Source organism: Phytomonospora endophytica, assembly GCF_014202425.1.
Lineage (GTDB): Bacteria > Actinomycetota > Actinomycetes > Mycobacteriales > Micromonosporaceae > Phytomonospora > Phytomonospora endophytica.
Map to the genome: position 1 here is coordinate 221,905 of NZ_JACHGT010000002.1, position 17,027 is coordinate 238,931.

13 protein-coding genes are annotated in these 17,027 nt (G+C 69.4%); 7 read left to right on the plus strand and 6 right to left on the minus strand.

Annotated features, from left to right (window positions below):
• Positions 1 to 379: 379 nt before the first annotated feature.
• From HNR73_RS04175 to HNR73_RS04185, 3 genes are all read right to left on the minus strand, one after another.
• Positions 380 to 1,345 carry a lytic polysaccharide monooxygenase auxiliary activity family 9 protein gene (locus tag HNR73_RS04175; protein WP_184785929.1) on the minus strand — a complete coding sequence of 322 codons (966 nt, stop codon included), beginning with the start codon at positions 1,343 to 1,345 and terminating at the stop codon, positions 380 to 382.
• 141 nt (positions 1,346 to 1,486) lie between these two features.
• Complete coding sequence (locus tag HNR73_RS04180; RefSeq protein ID WP_239122016.1) at positions 1,487 to 2,563, minus strand: ABC transporter permease; 1,077 nt, start codon at positions 2,561 to 2,563, stop codon at positions 1,487 to 1,489.
• Positions 2,560 to 3,465 carry an ABC transporter ATP-binding protein gene (locus HNR73_RS04185; protein ID WP_184785930.1) on the minus strand — a complete coding sequence of 302 codons (906 nt, stop codon included), beginning with the start codon at positions 3,463 to 3,465 and terminating at the stop codon, positions 2,560 to 2,562. Before HNR73_RS04185 ends, HNR73_RS04180 begins: the two co-directional genes overlap by 4 nt.
• Before the next feature lie 131 nt (positions 3,466 to 3,596).
• On the opposite strand from HNR73_RS04185, the gene glpK reads away from it, so the two are divergent.
• The 4 genes from glpK (at position 3,597) to dnaN (ending at position 8,102) form a co-directional block, all read left to right on the plus strand.
• Positions 3,597 to 5,069, plus strand: a complete 1,473-nt coding sequence (gene glpK / locus HNR73_RS04190; RefSeq protein WP_184785931.1) for a glycerol kinase GlpK — start codon at positions 3,597 to 3,599, stop codon at positions 5,067 to 5,069.
• Between the two features lie 93 nt (positions 5,070 to 5,162).
• Complete coding sequence (locus tag HNR73_RS04195; RefSeq protein ID WP_184785932.1) at positions 5,163 to 5,792, plus strand: hypothetical protein; 630 nt, start codon at positions 5,163 to 5,165, stop codon at positions 5,790 to 5,792.
• A 73-nt stretch (positions 5,793 to 5,865) separates the two neighbouring features.
• Positions 5,866 to 6,903, plus strand: a complete 1,038-nt coding sequence (locus HNR73_RS04200) for an LLM class flavin-dependent oxidoreductase (protein ID WP_184785933.1) — start codon at positions 5,866 to 5,868, stop codon at positions 6,901 to 6,903.
• Positions 6,904 to 6,968: 65 nt separating this feature from the next.
• The gene (gene dnaN, locus HNR73_RS04205; RefSeq protein ID WP_184785934.1) at positions 6,969 to 8,102 is read left to right on the plus strand and encodes a DNA polymerase III subunit beta; all 1,134 of its coding nucleotides are present in this window, start codon (positions 6,969 to 6,971) and stop codon (positions 8,100 to 8,102) included.
• A gap of 93 nt (positions 8,103 to 8,195) precedes the next feature.
• Here the strand turns inward: dnaN and HNR73_RS04210 are convergent, their stop codons facing one another.
• Genes HNR73_RS04210 through HNR73_RS04220 form a run of 3 tightly spaced genes read right to left on the minus strand, consistent with a single transcriptional unit; the run spans position 8,196 to position 11,786 of the window.
• The gene (locus tag HNR73_RS04210; protein WP_184785935.1) at positions 8,196 to 9,440 is read right to left on the minus strand and encodes a trypsin-like peptidase domain-containing protein; all 1,245 of its coding nucleotides are present in this window, start codon (positions 9,438 to 9,440) and stop codon (positions 8,196 to 8,198) included.
• Positions 9,441 to 9,464: 24 nt separating this feature from the next.
• The gene (locus HNR73_RS04215) at positions 9,465 to 11,078 is read right to left on the minus strand and encodes a sensor histidine kinase (protein WP_184785936.1); all 1,614 of its coding nucleotides are present in this window, start codon (positions 11,076 to 11,078) and stop codon (positions 9,465 to 9,467) included.
• A complete protein-coding gene (locus HNR73_RS04220) occupies positions 11,079 to 11,786 on the minus strand; it encodes a response regulator transcription factor (RefSeq protein WP_184785937.1) in 708 nt (235 codons plus the stop codon).
• Between the two features lie 58 nt (positions 11,787 to 11,844).
• Between HNR73_RS04220 and HNR73_RS04225 the strand changes: the two genes are divergently transcribed.
• The 3 genes from HNR73_RS04225 to HNR73_RS04235 all read left to right on the plus strand — a co-directional run bounded on the left by HNR73_RS04225 (position 11,845) and on the right by HNR73_RS04235 (position 17,026).
• The gene (locus HNR73_RS04225; protein ID WP_221330714.1) at positions 11,845 to 12,519 is read left to right on the plus strand and encodes a hypothetical protein; all 675 of its coding nucleotides are present in this window, start codon (positions 11,845 to 11,847) and stop codon (positions 12,517 to 12,519) included.
• Positions 12,520 to 12,771: 252 nt separating this feature from the next.
• A complete protein-coding gene (locus HNR73_RS04230; protein WP_184785938.1) occupies positions 12,772 to 13,122 on the plus strand; it encodes an STAS domain-containing protein in 351 nt (116 codons plus the stop codon).
• Positions 13,123 to 13,306: 184 nt separating this feature from the next.
• On the plus strand, positions 13,307 to 17,026 hold the full coding sequence (locus HNR73_RS04235; protein WP_184785939.1) for a multifunctional oxoglutarate decarboxylase/oxoglutarate dehydrogenase thiamine pyrophosphate-binding subunit/dihydrolipoyllysine-residue succinyltransferase subunit: 3,720 nt from the start codon (positions 13,307 to 13,309) through the stop codon (positions 17,024 to 17,026).
• The last annotated feature ends 1 nt before the right edge of the window (position 17,027 follow it).

Consider the following 17,027-nt stretch of genomic DNA (forward strand, 5'->3'; position numbering starts at 1 on the left):
CCCCGGCCAGAGTGAGCCGCGAAGCGGGACTCACCCTCAGCGAGAGCGAGACCGCTGCGGCCGAGTCCCCAGCGTGGGCGGGCGAGCGGAGCTCGCGCGGGCAGATCCGCTGCGGCCGGGTTCCCGGTGTCGGGGGGGGCGAGCGGAGCGAAGCTCACGCGCGCGGATCCGGCGCGGCCAACTCACCGACCTGCGCGCCCCACGAAGCGAAACTCACCCTCAGCGAGACCGCTGCGGCCGCGTCCCCGGCGTGGCGCGCTCGCGGGAGCCGTGTCCCGTGTCCCGTGTCCCCGACCCGACCCGACCCGACCCGACAACCGAGCGGCGGGACGGAGCGGGCGCGGCCCGCCCCGTCCACCACCTCGCTACTCACCACGCGCTACGCGCACGCCGTCCCGTTCACCGCCGTCGCGCTCGGCGGTGGACTCGCACTCCCGTTCGCCGTGAACCCGACCTTCCACGTCTCCCCCGGCGACAGCGCCAGGTTCCACGACGGCGCCCTCGCCGACACGATGTCGCCCGACTGCGTCACCGTCGCGTTCCAGCCACTGTTCAGCGTCGCGCCGGGCATGTACCAGGTCAGCGTCCACGGATTCACCGTCGTCGTACCCGTGTTCGTCACCGAGACCTCCGCCTGGAAACCACCCGTCCACGCGTTCGTGACCGCCACGGAAGCCGAACACGACGGCGGAGGCGGCTCACCCGGCCCCCCGTTGTCCTCACCGAAGACCACGTCGGAGCAGTTGAAGAACGCCTCCGGACTGTCCGTGCGCTGCCAGATCGAATAGATCACATGCCTTCCGGTGCGGGCCGGCAGCGCCGAAGTCCACTGGTAGGCGCCGTCGACGATCGGCGGGTTGTAGGAGGTCGAGAACGGGCCCTCCAAATCCGACCACTTCAGCGGCTGCGCCGGGTCGTAACCGGCCCGGGTGATGTACAGCTCGAACCAGCCCGGATGCGGCACCCAGGCGCCGTACTTGAAGGTGTACGACGACGTCCCGACCGGAATCGCCGTGGCCTGCCAGTCGGCGCGGGCCGCGTTGTAGGCCGCGTACTTCTCCCGCCCCGCGCCGCACAGCTGCCCATCCGGGATCAGTGTGCGGTGCTGACCGTTGTTGTTGCGGATGTTGACCTCGAACCAGTCGTACAGCGGCTGCGTTCCGCCCTGCGCGACCGCCGCGACGCACGCGGGTGAATCGGGGTCCTCGGGGCCTTCGAGGTAACAGGTGTAGGTCCGGGTCGCCGGACTGGTCATGCCGCCGTGCGCCGAAGCCGCCTGCGGCACGGCGACCAGCGCGGCCGTGACCGCGAGGGACGTGGTGAATAAGGCGATGGTGCGTCTCATGGCTCGCTCCGAAATCGTGCGCGGAGACCCGCGCGACTGCTCAGGAGCGCTCCCACAGCCTCGTCATCGAAAGATATCGGGGAAATCGGGCCGAAGTCAACGTGCGGCGGCCCGCGAGCGGGCCGCCGCACGTCTCCGGTCCTAGATGTCGTCCCAGCGGAACAGTCGCGTCGCGATGAAGCCGACGACGAGCCCGAAGGCGATGAGGATCCCCAGGTTCGGCAGGACGCTCAACGGCCCTTCGCCGCGGACCATCACGTCCAGCATCGCCTCGTTGAGGTAACGCAGCGGCGAAACGTAGGAGATCGTCTGCAACCACTGGGGAGCCGCGTCGAGCGGATAGAACGAACCCGAGGAGAAGGCCAGCGGCAGGATGATCAGGTTCGCCAGACCCGAGGCACCTTCGGAGGTCTTCGACACCGCCCCGACGAGCAGGCCGATCGCCAGGAAGGCCAACGCTCCGATGAGGACGGTCGGGATCGCCATCCACCAGTAGTTCGTCAGTTTCAGCCCGAAGAACGGCAGCGACGCCACCCCGATGAACACCGCGAGCTGGATCAGCGCCAGCAGCAGGGTGTTCCCGACGCGCGCGCCGACGACCGCGCCGACGCTCACCGGCGCCAGCCGGATCCGGCGCAGTGTCTTCTTCTGCCGCCAGGTGACCAGCGTCATCGCGGCACCGAAGACGCCCGACATCGAGATCGCCCATCCGAGCAGACCCGGTGCCAGGTACTGGATCGAGCCCAGCGACTCGTCCTCGACCTGGTCGATCCGCACCGTCGTGACGGCGACCTCCGGTGCGGCGACCTGCAGCTTCTCCAGGTTCGTCTGGGTGACGATGCCGTTGAGGACACCGGTGACGATGCCGGCCTGGGTGCGGTCGGCGGCCGAGTAGTAGATCTGCACGAGGTCGCCGGTCTGCTTGACCGCGGCGGCGACCTCGCCGTCCTCGACCATCTTGATCGCCGCGGCCTCATCGTCCACCGTGGACAGTTCGAGGACGTCCTTCAGGGCGTCGGGATCCTGCGCCTGCAACTGATCCAGCACCGGCACCGCGCCGACCTGGGCGACCTTGCTCGGGTTCGTGCCGCCACCGCTGAAGATCGCGCCGAAGATGATCAGGAACATCAACGGGAACAGCAGGGTGAAGAACAGCGTGCTCTTGTCCCGGGACAGCCCGATGAGCATCGCCTTGGTCAGGCTGAGATAAGAGGTCACGCCCGGTACTCCCGTCCGGTCAGCTCCAGGAAGACGTCCTCAAGCGTGGCGCCGCGAACCCGCAGTCCGTTGAGGACACGGTGTTCGGCGAGCGCGGTGAGCACAGTGGACGGATCGCGGGTGGTGAAGGTGATGGTGGCGCCGTCGTCCTCGGTCTCGGCGACGCCGTCGGCGATCGCGGCAAGGTCGGCGGGCGCGAGGTGTCCACTGTCGACGGTGATGTGGGTGGCGGCGTCGAGGCCGCGGACGAGCGCGGCGGGCGGGTCGATCTTGAGGATCTTGCCGTGGTCCATGATGGCGACCCGGTCGCAGAGGAGTTCGGCCTCGTCCATGTGGTGGGTGGTGAGGACGACCGTGCGGCCTTCGCCGTTGATGGTGCGCAGGAGGTCCCAGAGGTTGCGGCGGGCCTGCGGGTCGAGCGCGGCGGTGGGCTCGTCGAGGAAGACGACCTCGGGGTCGTGGACGAGGGCGCAGGCGATGGACAGGCGCTGGGCCTGTCCGCCGGACAGCTTCTCGACGCGGGTGCCCGCCTTGTCGGTGAGTCCGACGGTCTCCAGCATCGCGTCGGCCTTTTTGGGGCCGACACCGTAGAGCGAGCCGAAGGTGACGAGCTGCTCGCGTGCGGTGAGGCGTTCGAAGAAGGCCGTGCCCTGGAGCTGGACGCCCATGCGCGGCAGCAGCGCGGTGTTGCGCGGCCACGGTGACATCCCGAGGAGTTCGACGCTGCCGGCGTCGGCCTCCCGCAGGCCCTCGACGATTTCCAGGGTCGTGGTCTTGCCCGCCCCGTTCGGCCCGAGGATGCCGAAGAATTCGCCCTGGTCGACCTCGAAGGACACGCCGTCGACGGCCACCACGTCGCCGTAGCTCTTTCGCACGTCGGCGACCCGGATGGAGACACTCATGGGGGGCACCCTACGGGACGGGTTCGGGCGTGACGTTTTGATCTGTCGTGGGTGGGCCGGCTGTCACGGGGGCGATCTTCACGGCGACCTCGGCGCCCCACATCCGGGCGTGATCCGGCACACTCTCCCCCATGAGCCTGCATGTCGCCGCCATCGACCAGGGGACCACCTCGACGCGCTGCATCGTGTTCGACGAGCACGGCGCGGTCGTCGCCGTCGACCAACGGGAGCTGACGCAGCACTTCCCGCGGCCGGGGTGGGTGGAGCACGACGCCGGGGAGATCTGGCGGGACGCGCTGGCCGTGACGACGGGCGCGATCGCGAAGGCGGGGCTGACCGCGAAGGACGTCGCGGCGATCGGCATCACCAACCAGCGCGAGACGGCGGTGCTGTGGGACCGGCGGACGGGCGAGCCGGTGCACCGCGCGATCGTCTGGCAGGACACGCGGACCGACGCGATCATCGCCGAACTGGCCGCCGACGGGGGCCAGGACCGGTTCCGCGCGGCTTCCGGGCTGCCGCTGGCGACGTATTTCGCGGGTCCGAAGATCCGCTGGATCCTCGACGAGGTGCCGGGTCTGCGCGCGCGGGCCGAGGCGGGCGAGATCTGCGCGGGGACGGTCGACTCCTGGCTGATCTTCAAACTGACCGGGCGGCACATCACCGACGTCACCAACGCGTCCCGCACGATGTTGATGAACTTGTCCACATTGGACTGGGACGAGGAGCTGCTGGCCGCGGTCGGTGTGCCGCGGGCGGTGTTGCCGGAGATCCGGCCGTCGGTGGAGATCTACGGTCAGGCCGGCGGCGAGCTCGCCGGGATCCCCGTGGCCGGTGCGCTCGGCGACCAGCAGGCGGCGTTGTTCGGCCAGACCTGTTACGCCCCCGGAGAAGGAAAGAACACCTACGGGACGGGCAGCTTCCTGCTGCTCAACACCGGCGAGACGCCGGTGGCGTCGAAGGCCGGGCTGGTGACGACGGTCGCCTACCGGATCGGTGACGAGGCACCGGTTTACGCACTGGAGGGGTCGATCGCGATCACCGGCGCGCTCGTGCAGTGGCTGCGCGACAACCTCGGGATCATCGACAGCGCCGACGAGATCGAGGCACTGGCGTCCACTGTGGACGACACCGGGGACTGCTACGTGGTCCCCGCCTTCTCGGGTCTGTACGCACCGCACTGGCGTTCCGACGCGCGCGGGGTGATCTGCGGGCTGACCCGGTACATCACGAAGGCCCACATCGCGCGCGCCGTGCTGGAGGCGACGTGCTGGCAGACCCGCGAGGTCGCCGAGGCGATGCGCGCCGACTCGGGCGTCGAACTGACGGAGTTGCGCGTCGACGGCGGCATGACCGTCAACTCGCTGCTGATGCGGACGCAGGCCGACATCCTGGGCGTCCCGGTCGTGCGCCCGGCGGTGCCGGAGACGACGGCCCTGGGCGCCGCGTACGCCGCCGGTCTGGCCGTGGGGCTGTGGCCGGATCTGGACACCCTGCGCTCGCACTGGCGCGCCGACGTCACGTGGCGACCGGAGCACGACCGGGACGCCGACTACGTCAAGTGGCGCAAGGCGGTCGAACGGTCGATGGGATGGGTCGACTAAACGGGCGAACCGGAGGCCGCTCGGCTGTCGGATCGAGGACAGCGGCGGCCCCGGGACGAGAATTTCCGGTGGTCACCGCCCTACCCTGGCGAGATGAGTGCCCATCACCCGTTCGATCCCGAAGTGATCGCACATAACCGGAAGGTCCGCCGCTACAACCTGCTCGGTTTATGGATCGCCGCCCTGAGCCTGATCGTGACCGCCGTGCCCGTCACCGTGGCGATCCTGAACAACCCGCCGCCCGAGGTGACGGTCGCACCTCCGCTGTACCCCTCCCCCGCGCCCCCGGCATGGGAGTTCGAGCTCGCCCAGACGGGCGTACTCATCAGCGTCGGAGACGGCTGCGGCTACTTCTGGATCGACTTCGACCAGCCCTTCGACGGGTACTACGACTCGGGTTTCGTGCCGGACATGGCGCAGCTCCCCGCGACCGCCGACTTCATCGAGGGTGGATGCGGGGAAGACCAGCGGGCGTTTCCGGCGCCGTCGGTGACCGCCGGTGAGAGCGGCACCGCGAGGACCGAGACGGCGGAAGGATGCGCCGAGGTCGCGGCGGAGGCCACCAGCCCGGAGTGGAGGTTCAACGTCGAGCCGGCCCCGCTGCCCAGCATCGTGCAGTGCATCGTGACGACGACCGGAACCCGGCTGGCGCGGGCGACGTTCACCGGGCTCGTGGACGGTGCCCCGTCCTTCGACTTCACCACCTGGATCCGCCGGGAGTGAACCCGCCCGGGCCTTTCCTGGGTAGCGTGGTCGCCGACCGCCGAGTCGAGACTCCGGCGCCCCGGGAGGCATCGTGCGCACAGGCATCGTCGTCACGGCACGTCCCGGCGTCGAGGAACTCGCCGTGCGGGCCGAAGAACTCGGCCACAGCTCCTTCTGGGTCTACGACACGCCCATGGCCCACGGTGATCCGTTCGTGGCACTCGCCCTGTGCGCCAAGGCGACCGGCCGCATCAAACTCGGGATCGGCGTGACCTCACCGGCGTTGCGGTCGGCACCGGCCGCCGCGAACGCCGTCGCCGCCCTCAACGCGCTCGCGCCGGGACGGATCATCTGCGGTGTCGGCACCGGGAACTCCTCCCGCCGCACCTTGGGCATGCGGGCGACCACGAGCCCCGAACTCGAAACGTTCACCGCCGCACTGCAGGACCTGTGCGCCGGACGTTCGATCGAGTACCGCGAAGGCGACCGGGTCCGCGACGTCCGGTTCCTGCACGCCGGGGAGCACGCGCATCGTCCCGAGCCCATCGAGTTCGTGGTGGCCGCACAGGGACCGCGGGCCGCCGCCGTCGCCGGACGTCGCGGTACCGGCCTGGTCTCTTTCGCGATGCTGGATCCCGCCGCCTGGCGCGCGTTCCACGACGCTCGCGGGGAAGCCGCGGGCACGGCTCTCGGTGGCGACTCCTATCTGATGACCTCGCTGCACATCCTCGGCGAAGGCGAGGATCCCCACGGTGACGCCGCCCGCGACGCCGTCGGCCACAGCGTCCTGTCCTTCCTCGTCTTCGCCGCCGACACCCCGTCCTTCGCCGAGACCCTCGGCTCCGGGGAACGCGACGCCGTCCGGCGGCTCCTCGACCGGCGAGGCACCACGGCCACCGCACCGGACCGTCACACCGCGCTCTACACCGGCTATCTGGGGCGGATCGCACCGTCGGACCGGGACCTGATTCTGCCGTCCCTTGTGGACAAACTCGCCCTGGTGGGCGACCCCGGCGACCTTCGCGCACGCATCGCCGCGCTGGCCGAGGCCGGCATCGACGAACTCGTCGTCCAGCCCGTGGTCGACCCCCTCACCGAGATGGCGGCCCTCGCCGAACTGGCCGCCTGAACCGTCGTACCCCGATGGCAACCTCTCCCCTACAGGGAGATGACTCGCAGCCAAAGGAGACGACGGTGAAGGCATTGATAGGTCACGAAGCGTTCACCGAGGCGGTCCGCTGGGGCACAAGGAACGTCCCGACTCGCCCGACGGTGCCGTCGCTGGCGTGCGCACTGGTGGAGGCGTCGGGGGATCGCTTGTCGGTGTCGTGCTTCGACTATGAGACGTCGAGCCGGATCTCGGTGGCGGCACTGGTCGGGGAGGCCGGGGTCGCGCTGGTTCCGGGCCGGTTGCTGGCCGACATCGCGCGGGCCCTGCCGGCGGAGGACGTGGAGTTCACCGTGGACGGAGGCCGGGTCGGCCTCGTGTGCGGCGACGTGCGCTTCCACCTGCCGACGATGCCGGTCGAGGACTTCCCCACACCCCCGGCGATGCCCGAGACCGTGGGCACCGCCGACGCCACCGCACTCTCGCGAGCCGTGGCGCAGACCTCCGTCGCGGCGGGCAGGGACGACACCCTGCCGGTGCTGACGGGCGTCGAACTCGCCCTGGGCGAGCGCATCGGCCTCGCGGCGACGGACCGCTACCGGATGGCCGTGGCCGAGGTCGACTGGCACCCGGCCGACGCGAAGGCACCGGGCGCGAAGGCCCTCATCCCGGCGAAGACCCTGGCGGCATTGGCGAAGTCGCTGAGTTCGGTGGGCGGTGACGTGACGATCGCGGCGAGCACGGACGAGGACGGCGACGTCGGGCTGATCGGCTTCTCGGCGGGCGATCGTTCGACGGTCAGCCGTGTCCTGGACGGCCGCCTGCCGGACTTGAGGGCGTTGATCGCCCTGGAGTATCCGACGACGCTGAAGGTCGACACGGCCGCGCTGGCGCTGGCGGTTCGGCGGGTTTCTCTTGTGGGGGAACGGAACTCACGCCTGCGCCTGTTCGCGGAGGGCGACCACCTGACGGTCGAGTCGGGCAGCCACGGCGGCGCCGCCGACGGCAGTCAGACGTTGGGTTGCGAGTACGGAGGCGAGCTGCTGCGGCTGGCCTTCAACCCGCTGTACGTGGCCGACGCCCTGGCCACTGTGGACACTCCGACGACGGTGTTCGCCATCGACGCCGAGGGGATTCGGGTCCTCCTCACCGGCGAGGACGCGGAGGGCGGGGAGGTCGAGTTCCGGCAGTTGCTGCGGACGCTGCGGTGGGAGGGGTAGGCGCAGCGAGCCAACCGACATAAGACAGACGGTGGAAGGCCGCCCAAAGCCTTCCACCGTCTGTCATCGGGGAGGAGAACAAGGTCTGTGGGTCTATGACCCTTGTGCGATGAGTTGTTCGGCGACCTGTTTCGCCGTGTTGGACGGGATGGCGAAGCCGACGCCGATGCTGCCGGAGCCGCTGCCGTCGGTGGCGATGGCGGTGTTGACGCCGACGAGTTCGCCGCGGCCGTTGACGAGGGCGCCGCCGGAGTTGCCGGAGTTGATGGCGGCGTCGGTCTGGATGAGTCCGGCCAGTGTGGTGGGTGTCTCGGCTTCGCGCTGGAAGGGGTTCTGGTTTTCGGATCCGACGCTGATGGAGCGGTCGAGGGCGCTGACGATGCCGGCGCTGACGGAGCCTTCGAGGCCGAGGGGGGAGCCGAGTGCGAGGACGGTGTCGCCGACGCGGAGGCCTTCGGAGTCGCCCCAGCTGATGGGGGACAGTTCGTCGCTGGCTCCGACGTTCACGACGGCGATGTCGTTCTCGGGTGATGTCCCGACGACGCGTCCGGTGGCGGTGGTGCCGTCGGCGAACTTGACCTGTACGCGGCCGTTGGCTGCGGTGGACACGACGTGGTTGTTGGTGAGGATGTTGCCGGAGGTGTCGAGGACGACTCCGGAGCCTTCGGCCTGTTCGGTGGAGATGACGACGACGCTCGGCTGGACCTTGGCGGCGACGTCGGCGACGGTGGCTCCGTCGGCCACGGCCGTCGAGGGTGAGGAGGACGAGCTGGTCGTGTTCCCGTCGGCGGCGAGGTATCCGGCGACGCCGCCGACGCTGGCGGAGCCGAGTACGAGTGCGGCGACCATGGCGCCGATGGCGAGTGGTTTGCGCCAGGCGGGGACGGCGGTGGGGCCGGTCGCGGGCGCCGGGAACTGGGTGGTCGGGGGGTAGGTCGCCGACGGGCTCGTGTAGAAGCCTTGCGACGGGGGCGGTCCGGTGTAACCGCCCGGGGAGAAGCTCGGCTGCTGCTGCGGCGGTCGCGCCCAGCTGGGCGTCTGCGCGGCCAGCGGGTGCGTGGCGGGGCCGGTGATCGGCGGCGGCATGTGCGCCGGCGGGAGGGGTGGGGTGGGAGGCGCGTTGTGCACGACCGGCGGGGCCGGGTGCGGGTTCTGGGGGACCTCCGGCGCCGCGGCCGGAGCGGCGGCGGGGAGGTCGGTGGACGGAACGCTCGTCGGCGTCGCCGCGGTCGAAGGAGAGGCCTCGGTCGATGCCGCGGACTCCGCCGGAGCCACGGATGGCTGCGTGTCCTCCGGGCGCTGGGGCTCCGGAGTGGCTGGTGCTTGCGGCTCGTTCATGAATAGAACTATGGAAGGGTTCGCTCAGGTATCGCTGGATCTGTCCTGCGAGTTCGCTGAGAGGGGCGCCTTCCCGGCGTCGCCCGCGTCACTTTCCGGTGCGTCGGCGTCCGTGTCCTCGCTGTCGTCCGGCTCGTCGTCTTCCAAGACGGCGGGGTCGATCTCCAGGCGGACGCGGAAGACCGTGCCGACACCCAGATCGGTGTCCACTGTGATCAGTCCATTGTGGGCGGCGACAAGGGCGGCGACGATCGCCAGCCCGAGCCCGGAGCCGCCGGCCTTGCGGCCGCGCGCGGGATCGGCGCGGTAGAAGCGTTCGAAGACCCGCTCGGCCTGCTCGGGCGTCATGCCCGGCCCGGAGTCGGCGACTTCGAGGAAGACGTAGGGCGCCTCGGCGTAGACGCGGACCTCGATCGGCGTCTCCGGCGGGGTGTGCGCGATCGCGTTGTCCAGCAGGTTCGACAGGACCTGCCGCAGCCGCAGCTCGTCGCCGAGGACCATCAGGGGGCCCTTGCCGACCTTGAGTTCCAGCGGCCGGTCGGGGACGGTGACCTTCGCGCCCGACACCGCGTCGACGGCCAGGCCGAGCATGTCGACCGGCTCCAGCTGGACCGGGCGCTCCCGGTCGAGCCGTGCCAGCAGCAGCAGGTCCTCGACGAGCAGGCCCATGCGCTTGGCCTCCTCCTCGATCCGCCGCATCGAGGCCGCGACCTCTTCGGCGGGGGCGGCCTCGCCCCGCTGCCGGTACAGCTCGGCGAAGCCGCGCACGGTCGTCAGCGGCGTGCGCAGTTCGTGGCTGGCGTCGGCGACGAAGCGCCGCATTCGCTCCTCGGAGCGCAGCGCCTGCGCCTCGGAGGCGGCACTGGCGGCGAAGGCCGTCTCGATCTGACTGAGCATCGTGTTCAAGGCGGCGCCCAGCTGCCCGACCTCGGTGCCGATGTCGTGCTGCGGCACCCGCCGGGAGAGGTCGCCCGCGGCGATCGCGGCCGCCGTGGCCTCCATCTGGCGCAGCGGCTGGAGACTGGCGCGGACCATGCCGATGCCGATCGCGGCGACGGCGGCCAGGACGCCACCGCCGACGAGCAGGTTGATCGTGGTCAGCTGCGCGACGATCGAGTCGGCGTCGGTGAGGTCGACCCCGATCGCGGCCAGGTAGGTCCGGCCGGTGCCGGCCTCGATGACCTCGCGGGACACGACCCGCCAGCGGGTCTTCCCGTCGGCCGCGGTGACCGTGTACGGGGGCATGCCCAGGCGCGCCTGAAGACTGGACAGGATGATCTGCGGATCCGGGTTGTCCTTTGTGTACGGAAGCTCGTCGCGTTCGTACTTGCCGTCGTTGAAGCGGTCGGCGACGCTCTGGCTGCGCATCAGGATCAGGCTGTAGTCCGTCGGCAGGCCCTCGATGTCACTGGTGGTGAGGTTGACCTTGATCAGCCCGGTGTTCACGCGCTCGGTGAGCTCGGAATCGACCCGATCCTGAAGGTAGGAGTCGAGACGCGTCACGCTGACCACGCTGATCAGGATCAGCGCGATCGCCACCAGCAGCAGCACGGCGGCCATCAGCTTCACTCGCAGCGGAGTGCGCTGCCAGCCGCCGCGGACGGTGCTGACAGGCCGGCTCAACACGGAATCGCTCATCTACTGGGGTGACCTCAATACGTAACCGATCCCCCGCAGCGTCTGGATCAGCCGGGGTTCGGTGTTGTCGATCTTTCGCCGCAGGTACGACACGTAGGACTCGACGATGCCGTCGTCCCCGCGGAAGTCGTAGCGCCACACGTGGTCGAGGATCTGCGACTTCGACAGCACGCGCCCGGCGTTGACCATGAAGTACCGCAGCAGTTTGAACTCGGTCGGCGACAGCTGGACCGTCCGGCCCGCGCGCCACACCTCGTGGGTCTCCTCGTCGAGTTCGAGGTCGGCGTACTTCAGCCGCGGCGGGGGCGTGATGTCGCCCTGGGTGCGGCGCAGGACCGCGCGCAGGCGCGCGATGACCTCTTCGAGGCTGAAGGGCTTGGTGACGTAGTCGTCGCCGCCGAGAGTGAGCCCGCGGACCTTGTCCTCGGTGGCGTCACGGGCGGTCAGGTAGACGATCGGGGTGCGGTCGGAGCCGGAGCGGACGCGCCGGGCGACCTCGAAACCGTCGAAGTCGGGCAGCATCACGTCGAGGACGATCAGGTCGGGCCGGTGCCGCGACACCGCGCGCACGGCCTCCTCACCGCCCGTGGCGGTGTGCACGGCGAAGCCCGCGTAGCGCAGACTCGTGGCCAACAACTCGCAGATGTTCGGGTCGTCCTCGACGACCAGAAGCGTCGCTTCGGCGTCCTTCTTCTCCCCTACCGGCATACCTCTATCTTCATCCAGAGTCACTGGATCCACACTTAACATGGACTGAGAGATTGCTGTGAACGCCTCGATCACGCTCGATCAGCGCTTCTGCGGACCGCCCGATTCGGGCAACGGGGGCTATACCTCCGGCCTGATCGCCGGGCACCTCGCCTGGCCGGCCGTCACCGTGACCCTCCGCACGCCCCCTCCCCTCGGCAGGCCCTTGACGATCACCGGCGGCGACACCGTCGAGGTCCGCGACGGCGAAGTGCTGGTGGCCGAGGCGGTCGAGGGTTCGGTCACCGCCGAAGTGGTACCGGCGGTCTCCCTCGACGAGGCGCGGGCCGTCGGCGACTCCTACCCCGGTTTCACGAAGCATCCGTTCCCGACGTGCTTCACCTGCGGCCCGGAACGCGCCGAGGGCGACGGGCTGCGGATCTTCCCGGGTCGGATTCCGGACGGACGAACCGCCGCGGTGTGGCGGGTACCCGCCGCCGTGACCGCCCCCATGGTGTGGGCCGCGCTCGACTGCCCGGGCGGCTGGGTCAACGAGCTGGAGGTGACGCCGAGACTGTTGGGGCGCCTCACGGGGCAAGTGAGGCAAATGCCACAGCCGGGAACGGATTGCCTGGTCATGGGGCGTCTCGACGCCTCCGAGGGACGTAAGGCGAAAGTCACCACGACCCTCTACGACACGGCCGGTACGGTGCTCGCCCAGGCGACCGCGGTGTGGATCTCCATCGCCCGCTGACCAGCGCACCTACCGTCCAATATGGAAAGAAACCCAGGTGTTCAGCGGGGAAAAACAGTCGCGGTGCACGTCGACAGACCGCCCTGGTCCTAGTACCGTTGCCAGCCCAAGGCAAGCAGACGCCAGGTCCCAATCGGCTAACAAATCGGTTACGCTGGACACTCCCGCCGAGGCGTCCCCCGCCACCGATGCATGCGTTTCGGGGCCGGAGCAGACGTCAGCAAGAGACGAGTCGACGACGATGAGGGTGCGATGACGCTGTCAATCGAGACCCACACGGCCCCTGACGGCCGAGTGACTCTGGCACTACGAGGCGAGGTCGATTACGCGACCGCTCCGAGGATCCGGGAGTCCATCACCGAGATCCTCGCCACCGACAAGGCGAAGTCGATCCACGTGGACGTCGCCGGCGTCACCGTTCTGGACTCGACCGGCATCGGGACGCTCGTCGTCGGTTACCGCATCGCCCGCGATGTCGGGGTGACCGTCACGGTCACCAATCCCAGCCGCTTCATCACCCGCCTGTTCACCGTGGTCGGCGCGCAGGAGCTGCTCGAAGAGACCACCGACGCCTTCGCCGTCGCCCCGACCAGGGCGACCTGAACCACACCCACTATGAGTTAGTGCACCCCCGCCGGACGGTGTCCGTCGGACCGTGCCCGTGTTTCCAGGGGGAACGTCCAGCGCAGGGGCGTCGAAGACCGTGGTCGGGTGTGCCCCGCCGTGCCCTGCGACGTAGCCTGTAGCCCGGAGTACCCAAGCCACTCAACATGCTGCAGAAGAGGCGATGACGGCCGTGTCGACCGAAAGCAGTTCGACAAACAAAGACAACACGCTTGCCGAGTTCGGGCCCAACGAGTGGATCGTCGAGGAGATGTACCAGCGGTACCTCGCCGATCCCTCCAGTGTCGAACCGACCTGGCACGAGTTCTTCGCCGACTACAAGGAGTCGTCGCAGAAGTCCGATCAGGCGGTGAGCACCCCGGCGACACCCGCACCGGCGACCCCGGCACCGGCACCCGCCGCCCAGAAGCCCGCCGAGACGAAGCCCGCGGCCGCCCCGGCGGCCAAGCCCGCCCCGGCCGAACCCGCGAAGCCCGCCCCGGCGAAGGCCAAGGCGGAGGCGAAGCCCGCGAGCGCGGCACCGGCCGCCGAAGGCGACAAGGTGACGCCGCTGCGCGGGGTGGCCTCGAAGGTCGCGCAGAACATGGACGCCTCCCTTGAGGTGCCGACGGCGACGAGCGTGCGCGCGGTCCCGGCGAAGCTGCTCAGCGACAACCGGATCGTCATCAACAACCACCTCAAGCGAGGGCGCGGCGGGAAGGTCTCCTTCACGCACCTGATCGGCTTCGCGCTGGTCAAGGCCCTGGCCGCGCACCCGGAGATGAACCACTCCTACCGGGTGGCCGACGGCAAGCCGCAGATGATCACGCCGGCCCACGTCAACCTGGGCCTGGCGATCGACCTGCAGAAGCCCGACGGCAGCCGCACGCTCGTGGTCCCGAGCATCAAGGGCTGCGAGTCGATGGACTTCCGGCAGTTCTGGCAGGCCTACGAGGACATCGTCCGCAAGGCCCGCAACAACAAGCTGGGCATGGACGACTACGCCGGCACCACGATCTCGCTGACCAACCCCGGCGGCATCGGGACGGTGCACTCCATCCCGCGCCTCATGCAGGGCCAGGGCACGATCATCGGCGTCGGCGCGATGGAGTACCCGGCGCAGTTCGCCGGAGCCTCCGAGGAGACCGTCACCGACCTGGGCGTCTCCAAGACGATCACGGTGACCTCGACCTACGACCACCGCGTCATCCAGGGCGCGCAGTCGGGCGAGTTCCTCAAGCGCCTGCACGAGCTGCTGCTGGGCGCCGACGGTTTCTACGACGAGATCTTCACCTCGCTGCGTCTCCCCTACGAGCCGGTCCGCTGGGTCCGTGACGTCGCCGGGACCGCCGAGGGCACGATCGACAAGAACGCCCGCGTCATCGAGCTGATCCGCTCCTACCGGGTCCGCGGCCACCTGATGGCCGACACCGACCCCCTTGAGTTCGAGATCCGCCGCCACCCCGACCTCGACATCCTCGAACACGGGCTGACGCTGTGGGACCTCGACCGGGTCTTCCCGGTCGGCGGTTTCGCCGGCAAGGCGAAGATGAAGCTGCGCGACATCCTGGGCGTGCTGCGTGAGTCGTACTGCCGCCGTGTCGGCATCGAGTACATGCACATCCAGGACCCCGAGGAGCGCGCCTGGATCCAGGAGCGCGTGGAGCGTCCCTACGAGAAGCCGAGTTCCGAGGAGCAGAAGCACATCCTCGGCCGGCTCAACGCCTCCGAGGCCTTCGAGACCTTCCTGGCCACCAAGTACGTCGGCCAGAAGCGCTTCTCCCTCGAAGGCGGCGAGTCGCTGATCCCGCTGCTCGACGAGGTGCTGTCGCGGGCCGCGCGGAACGCCCTCGACGAGGTCGTCATCGGCATGGCCCACCGCGGTCGCCTGAACGTCTTGGCGAACATCGTCGGCAAGCCGGTGGAGAAGATCTTCAACGAGTTCGAGGGGACCATGGACCCCAAGAGCACGCAGGGGTCCGGTGACGTCAAGTACCACCTGGGCATGACGGGCAAGTTCACGACCGCCGACGGCGAGCACGTGACGACCAGCTCGATCGTGGCGAACCCCTCGCACCTGGAGGCGGTGGACCCGGTCCTGGAGGGCATCGTCCGCGCCAAGCAGGACCGCCTGAACCTCGGTCTGGCCGGTTACACGGTCCTTCCGGTGCTGGTCCACGGTGACGCGGCCTTCGCCGGTCAGGGCGTGGTCGCCGAGACCCTGAACCTGTCGCAGTTGCGTGGCTACCGCACCGGCGGCACCGTGCACATCGTCGTCAACAACCAGGTCGGGTTCACCACCGCGCCGGAGTACTCGCGTTCCTCGCTGTACTCCACCGACGTCGCGCGGATGATCCAGGCGCCGATCTTCCACGTCAACGGCGACGACCCCGAGGCGGTCGTGCGGGTCGCGAAGCTGGCCTTCGAGTACCGGCAGGCGTTCAACAAGGACGTCGTGATCGACATGCTGTGCTACCGCCGCCGCGGTCACAACGAGGGCGACGACCCGTCGATGACGAACCCGCTGATGTACCAGATCATCGACGGGAAGCGTTCGGTCCGCAAGCTGTACACCGAGGCCCTGATCGGCCGTGGCGACATCACGGTCGAGGAGGCCGAGGAGGCGCTGAAGGACTACTCGGCGAAGCTGGAGGAGGTCTTCCGGCTCACCAAGCAGGCCAACGGGAACACGCAGCCGCCGCAGCGGCGCTACAGCGTCGAGCCGGACCCGCGGGTCGAGACCGCGATCAGCGCCGAACTGGTCAAGCGCATCGGTGACGCGCACGTCGCGCTGCCGGAGGGCTTCACCCCGCACAAGCGGGTCATGCAGGTCCTCCAGCGGCGCGCGAAGGCGGCCGTCGACGGTGGCATCGACTGGGCCTTCGGCGAGATCATCGCCTTCGGTTCCCTTGTCGCGCAGGGCGTCCAGGTTCGCCTGGCCGGGCAGGACTCGCGTCGCGGGACCTTCGTGCAGCGGCATTCGGTGGTCGTGGACAACAAGTCCGAGGCCGAGTACGTGCCGGTCGGGTCGCTCGCGGCCGACAACACGCGCTTCTTCGTCTACGACTCGCTGCTCAGCGAGTACGCGGCGATGGGCTTCGAGTACGGGTACTCGGTGGAGAACCCCGACGCGCTCGTGCTGTGGGAGGCCCAGTTCGGCGACTTCGCCAACGGCGCCCAGTCGGTCGTCGACGAGTTCATCTCGTCGGGTGAGGCCAAGTGGGGGCAGCGTTCCGGCGTGACCCTGCTCCTCCCGCACGGCCACGAGGGCCAGGGTCCCGACCACACGTCGGGCCGTCTGGAGCGTTACCTCCAGCTGTGCGCCGAGGACAACATGCGCATCGCCAACTGCACGACCCCGGCGAACTACTTCCACCTGCTGCGCCGTCAGGCGCTGTCGCCGAAGAAGAAGCCCCTGGTGGTGTTCACGCCGAAGAAGCTGCTGCGCCTCAAGGCCGCGGTCTCCTCGGTCGAGGACTTCACCACCGGTGGTTTCCAGCCGGTGCTTGGCGACTCGGTCGTCGACCCGAACAAGGTCACGCGGGTCCTCATGTGCTCCGGCAAGGTCTATTACGACCTCGCCGCGGCCCGTGAGGAGCGCGGTGTCACCGACACCGCCCTCATCCGTGTCGAGCAGCTCTACCCGCTCCCCGTGGACGAGGTCCGGGAGGCCCTGGCGGCGTACCCGAACGCCACCGAGCACGCCTGGGTGCAGGAGGAGCCGGCCAACCAGGGCGCCTGGTCGCACATCGCGCTGAACCTGCTGGAGCACCTCGACGGTGTCCGTCTGCAGCGGCTGTCGCGTCCGGCGGCGGCGGCGCCGTCGGTCGGGTCGGCGAAGATCCACGAGATCGAGCAGCAGGCTCTGGTGGACGTCGCCATTCCAGCGCCGAAGGCCGGGTGAC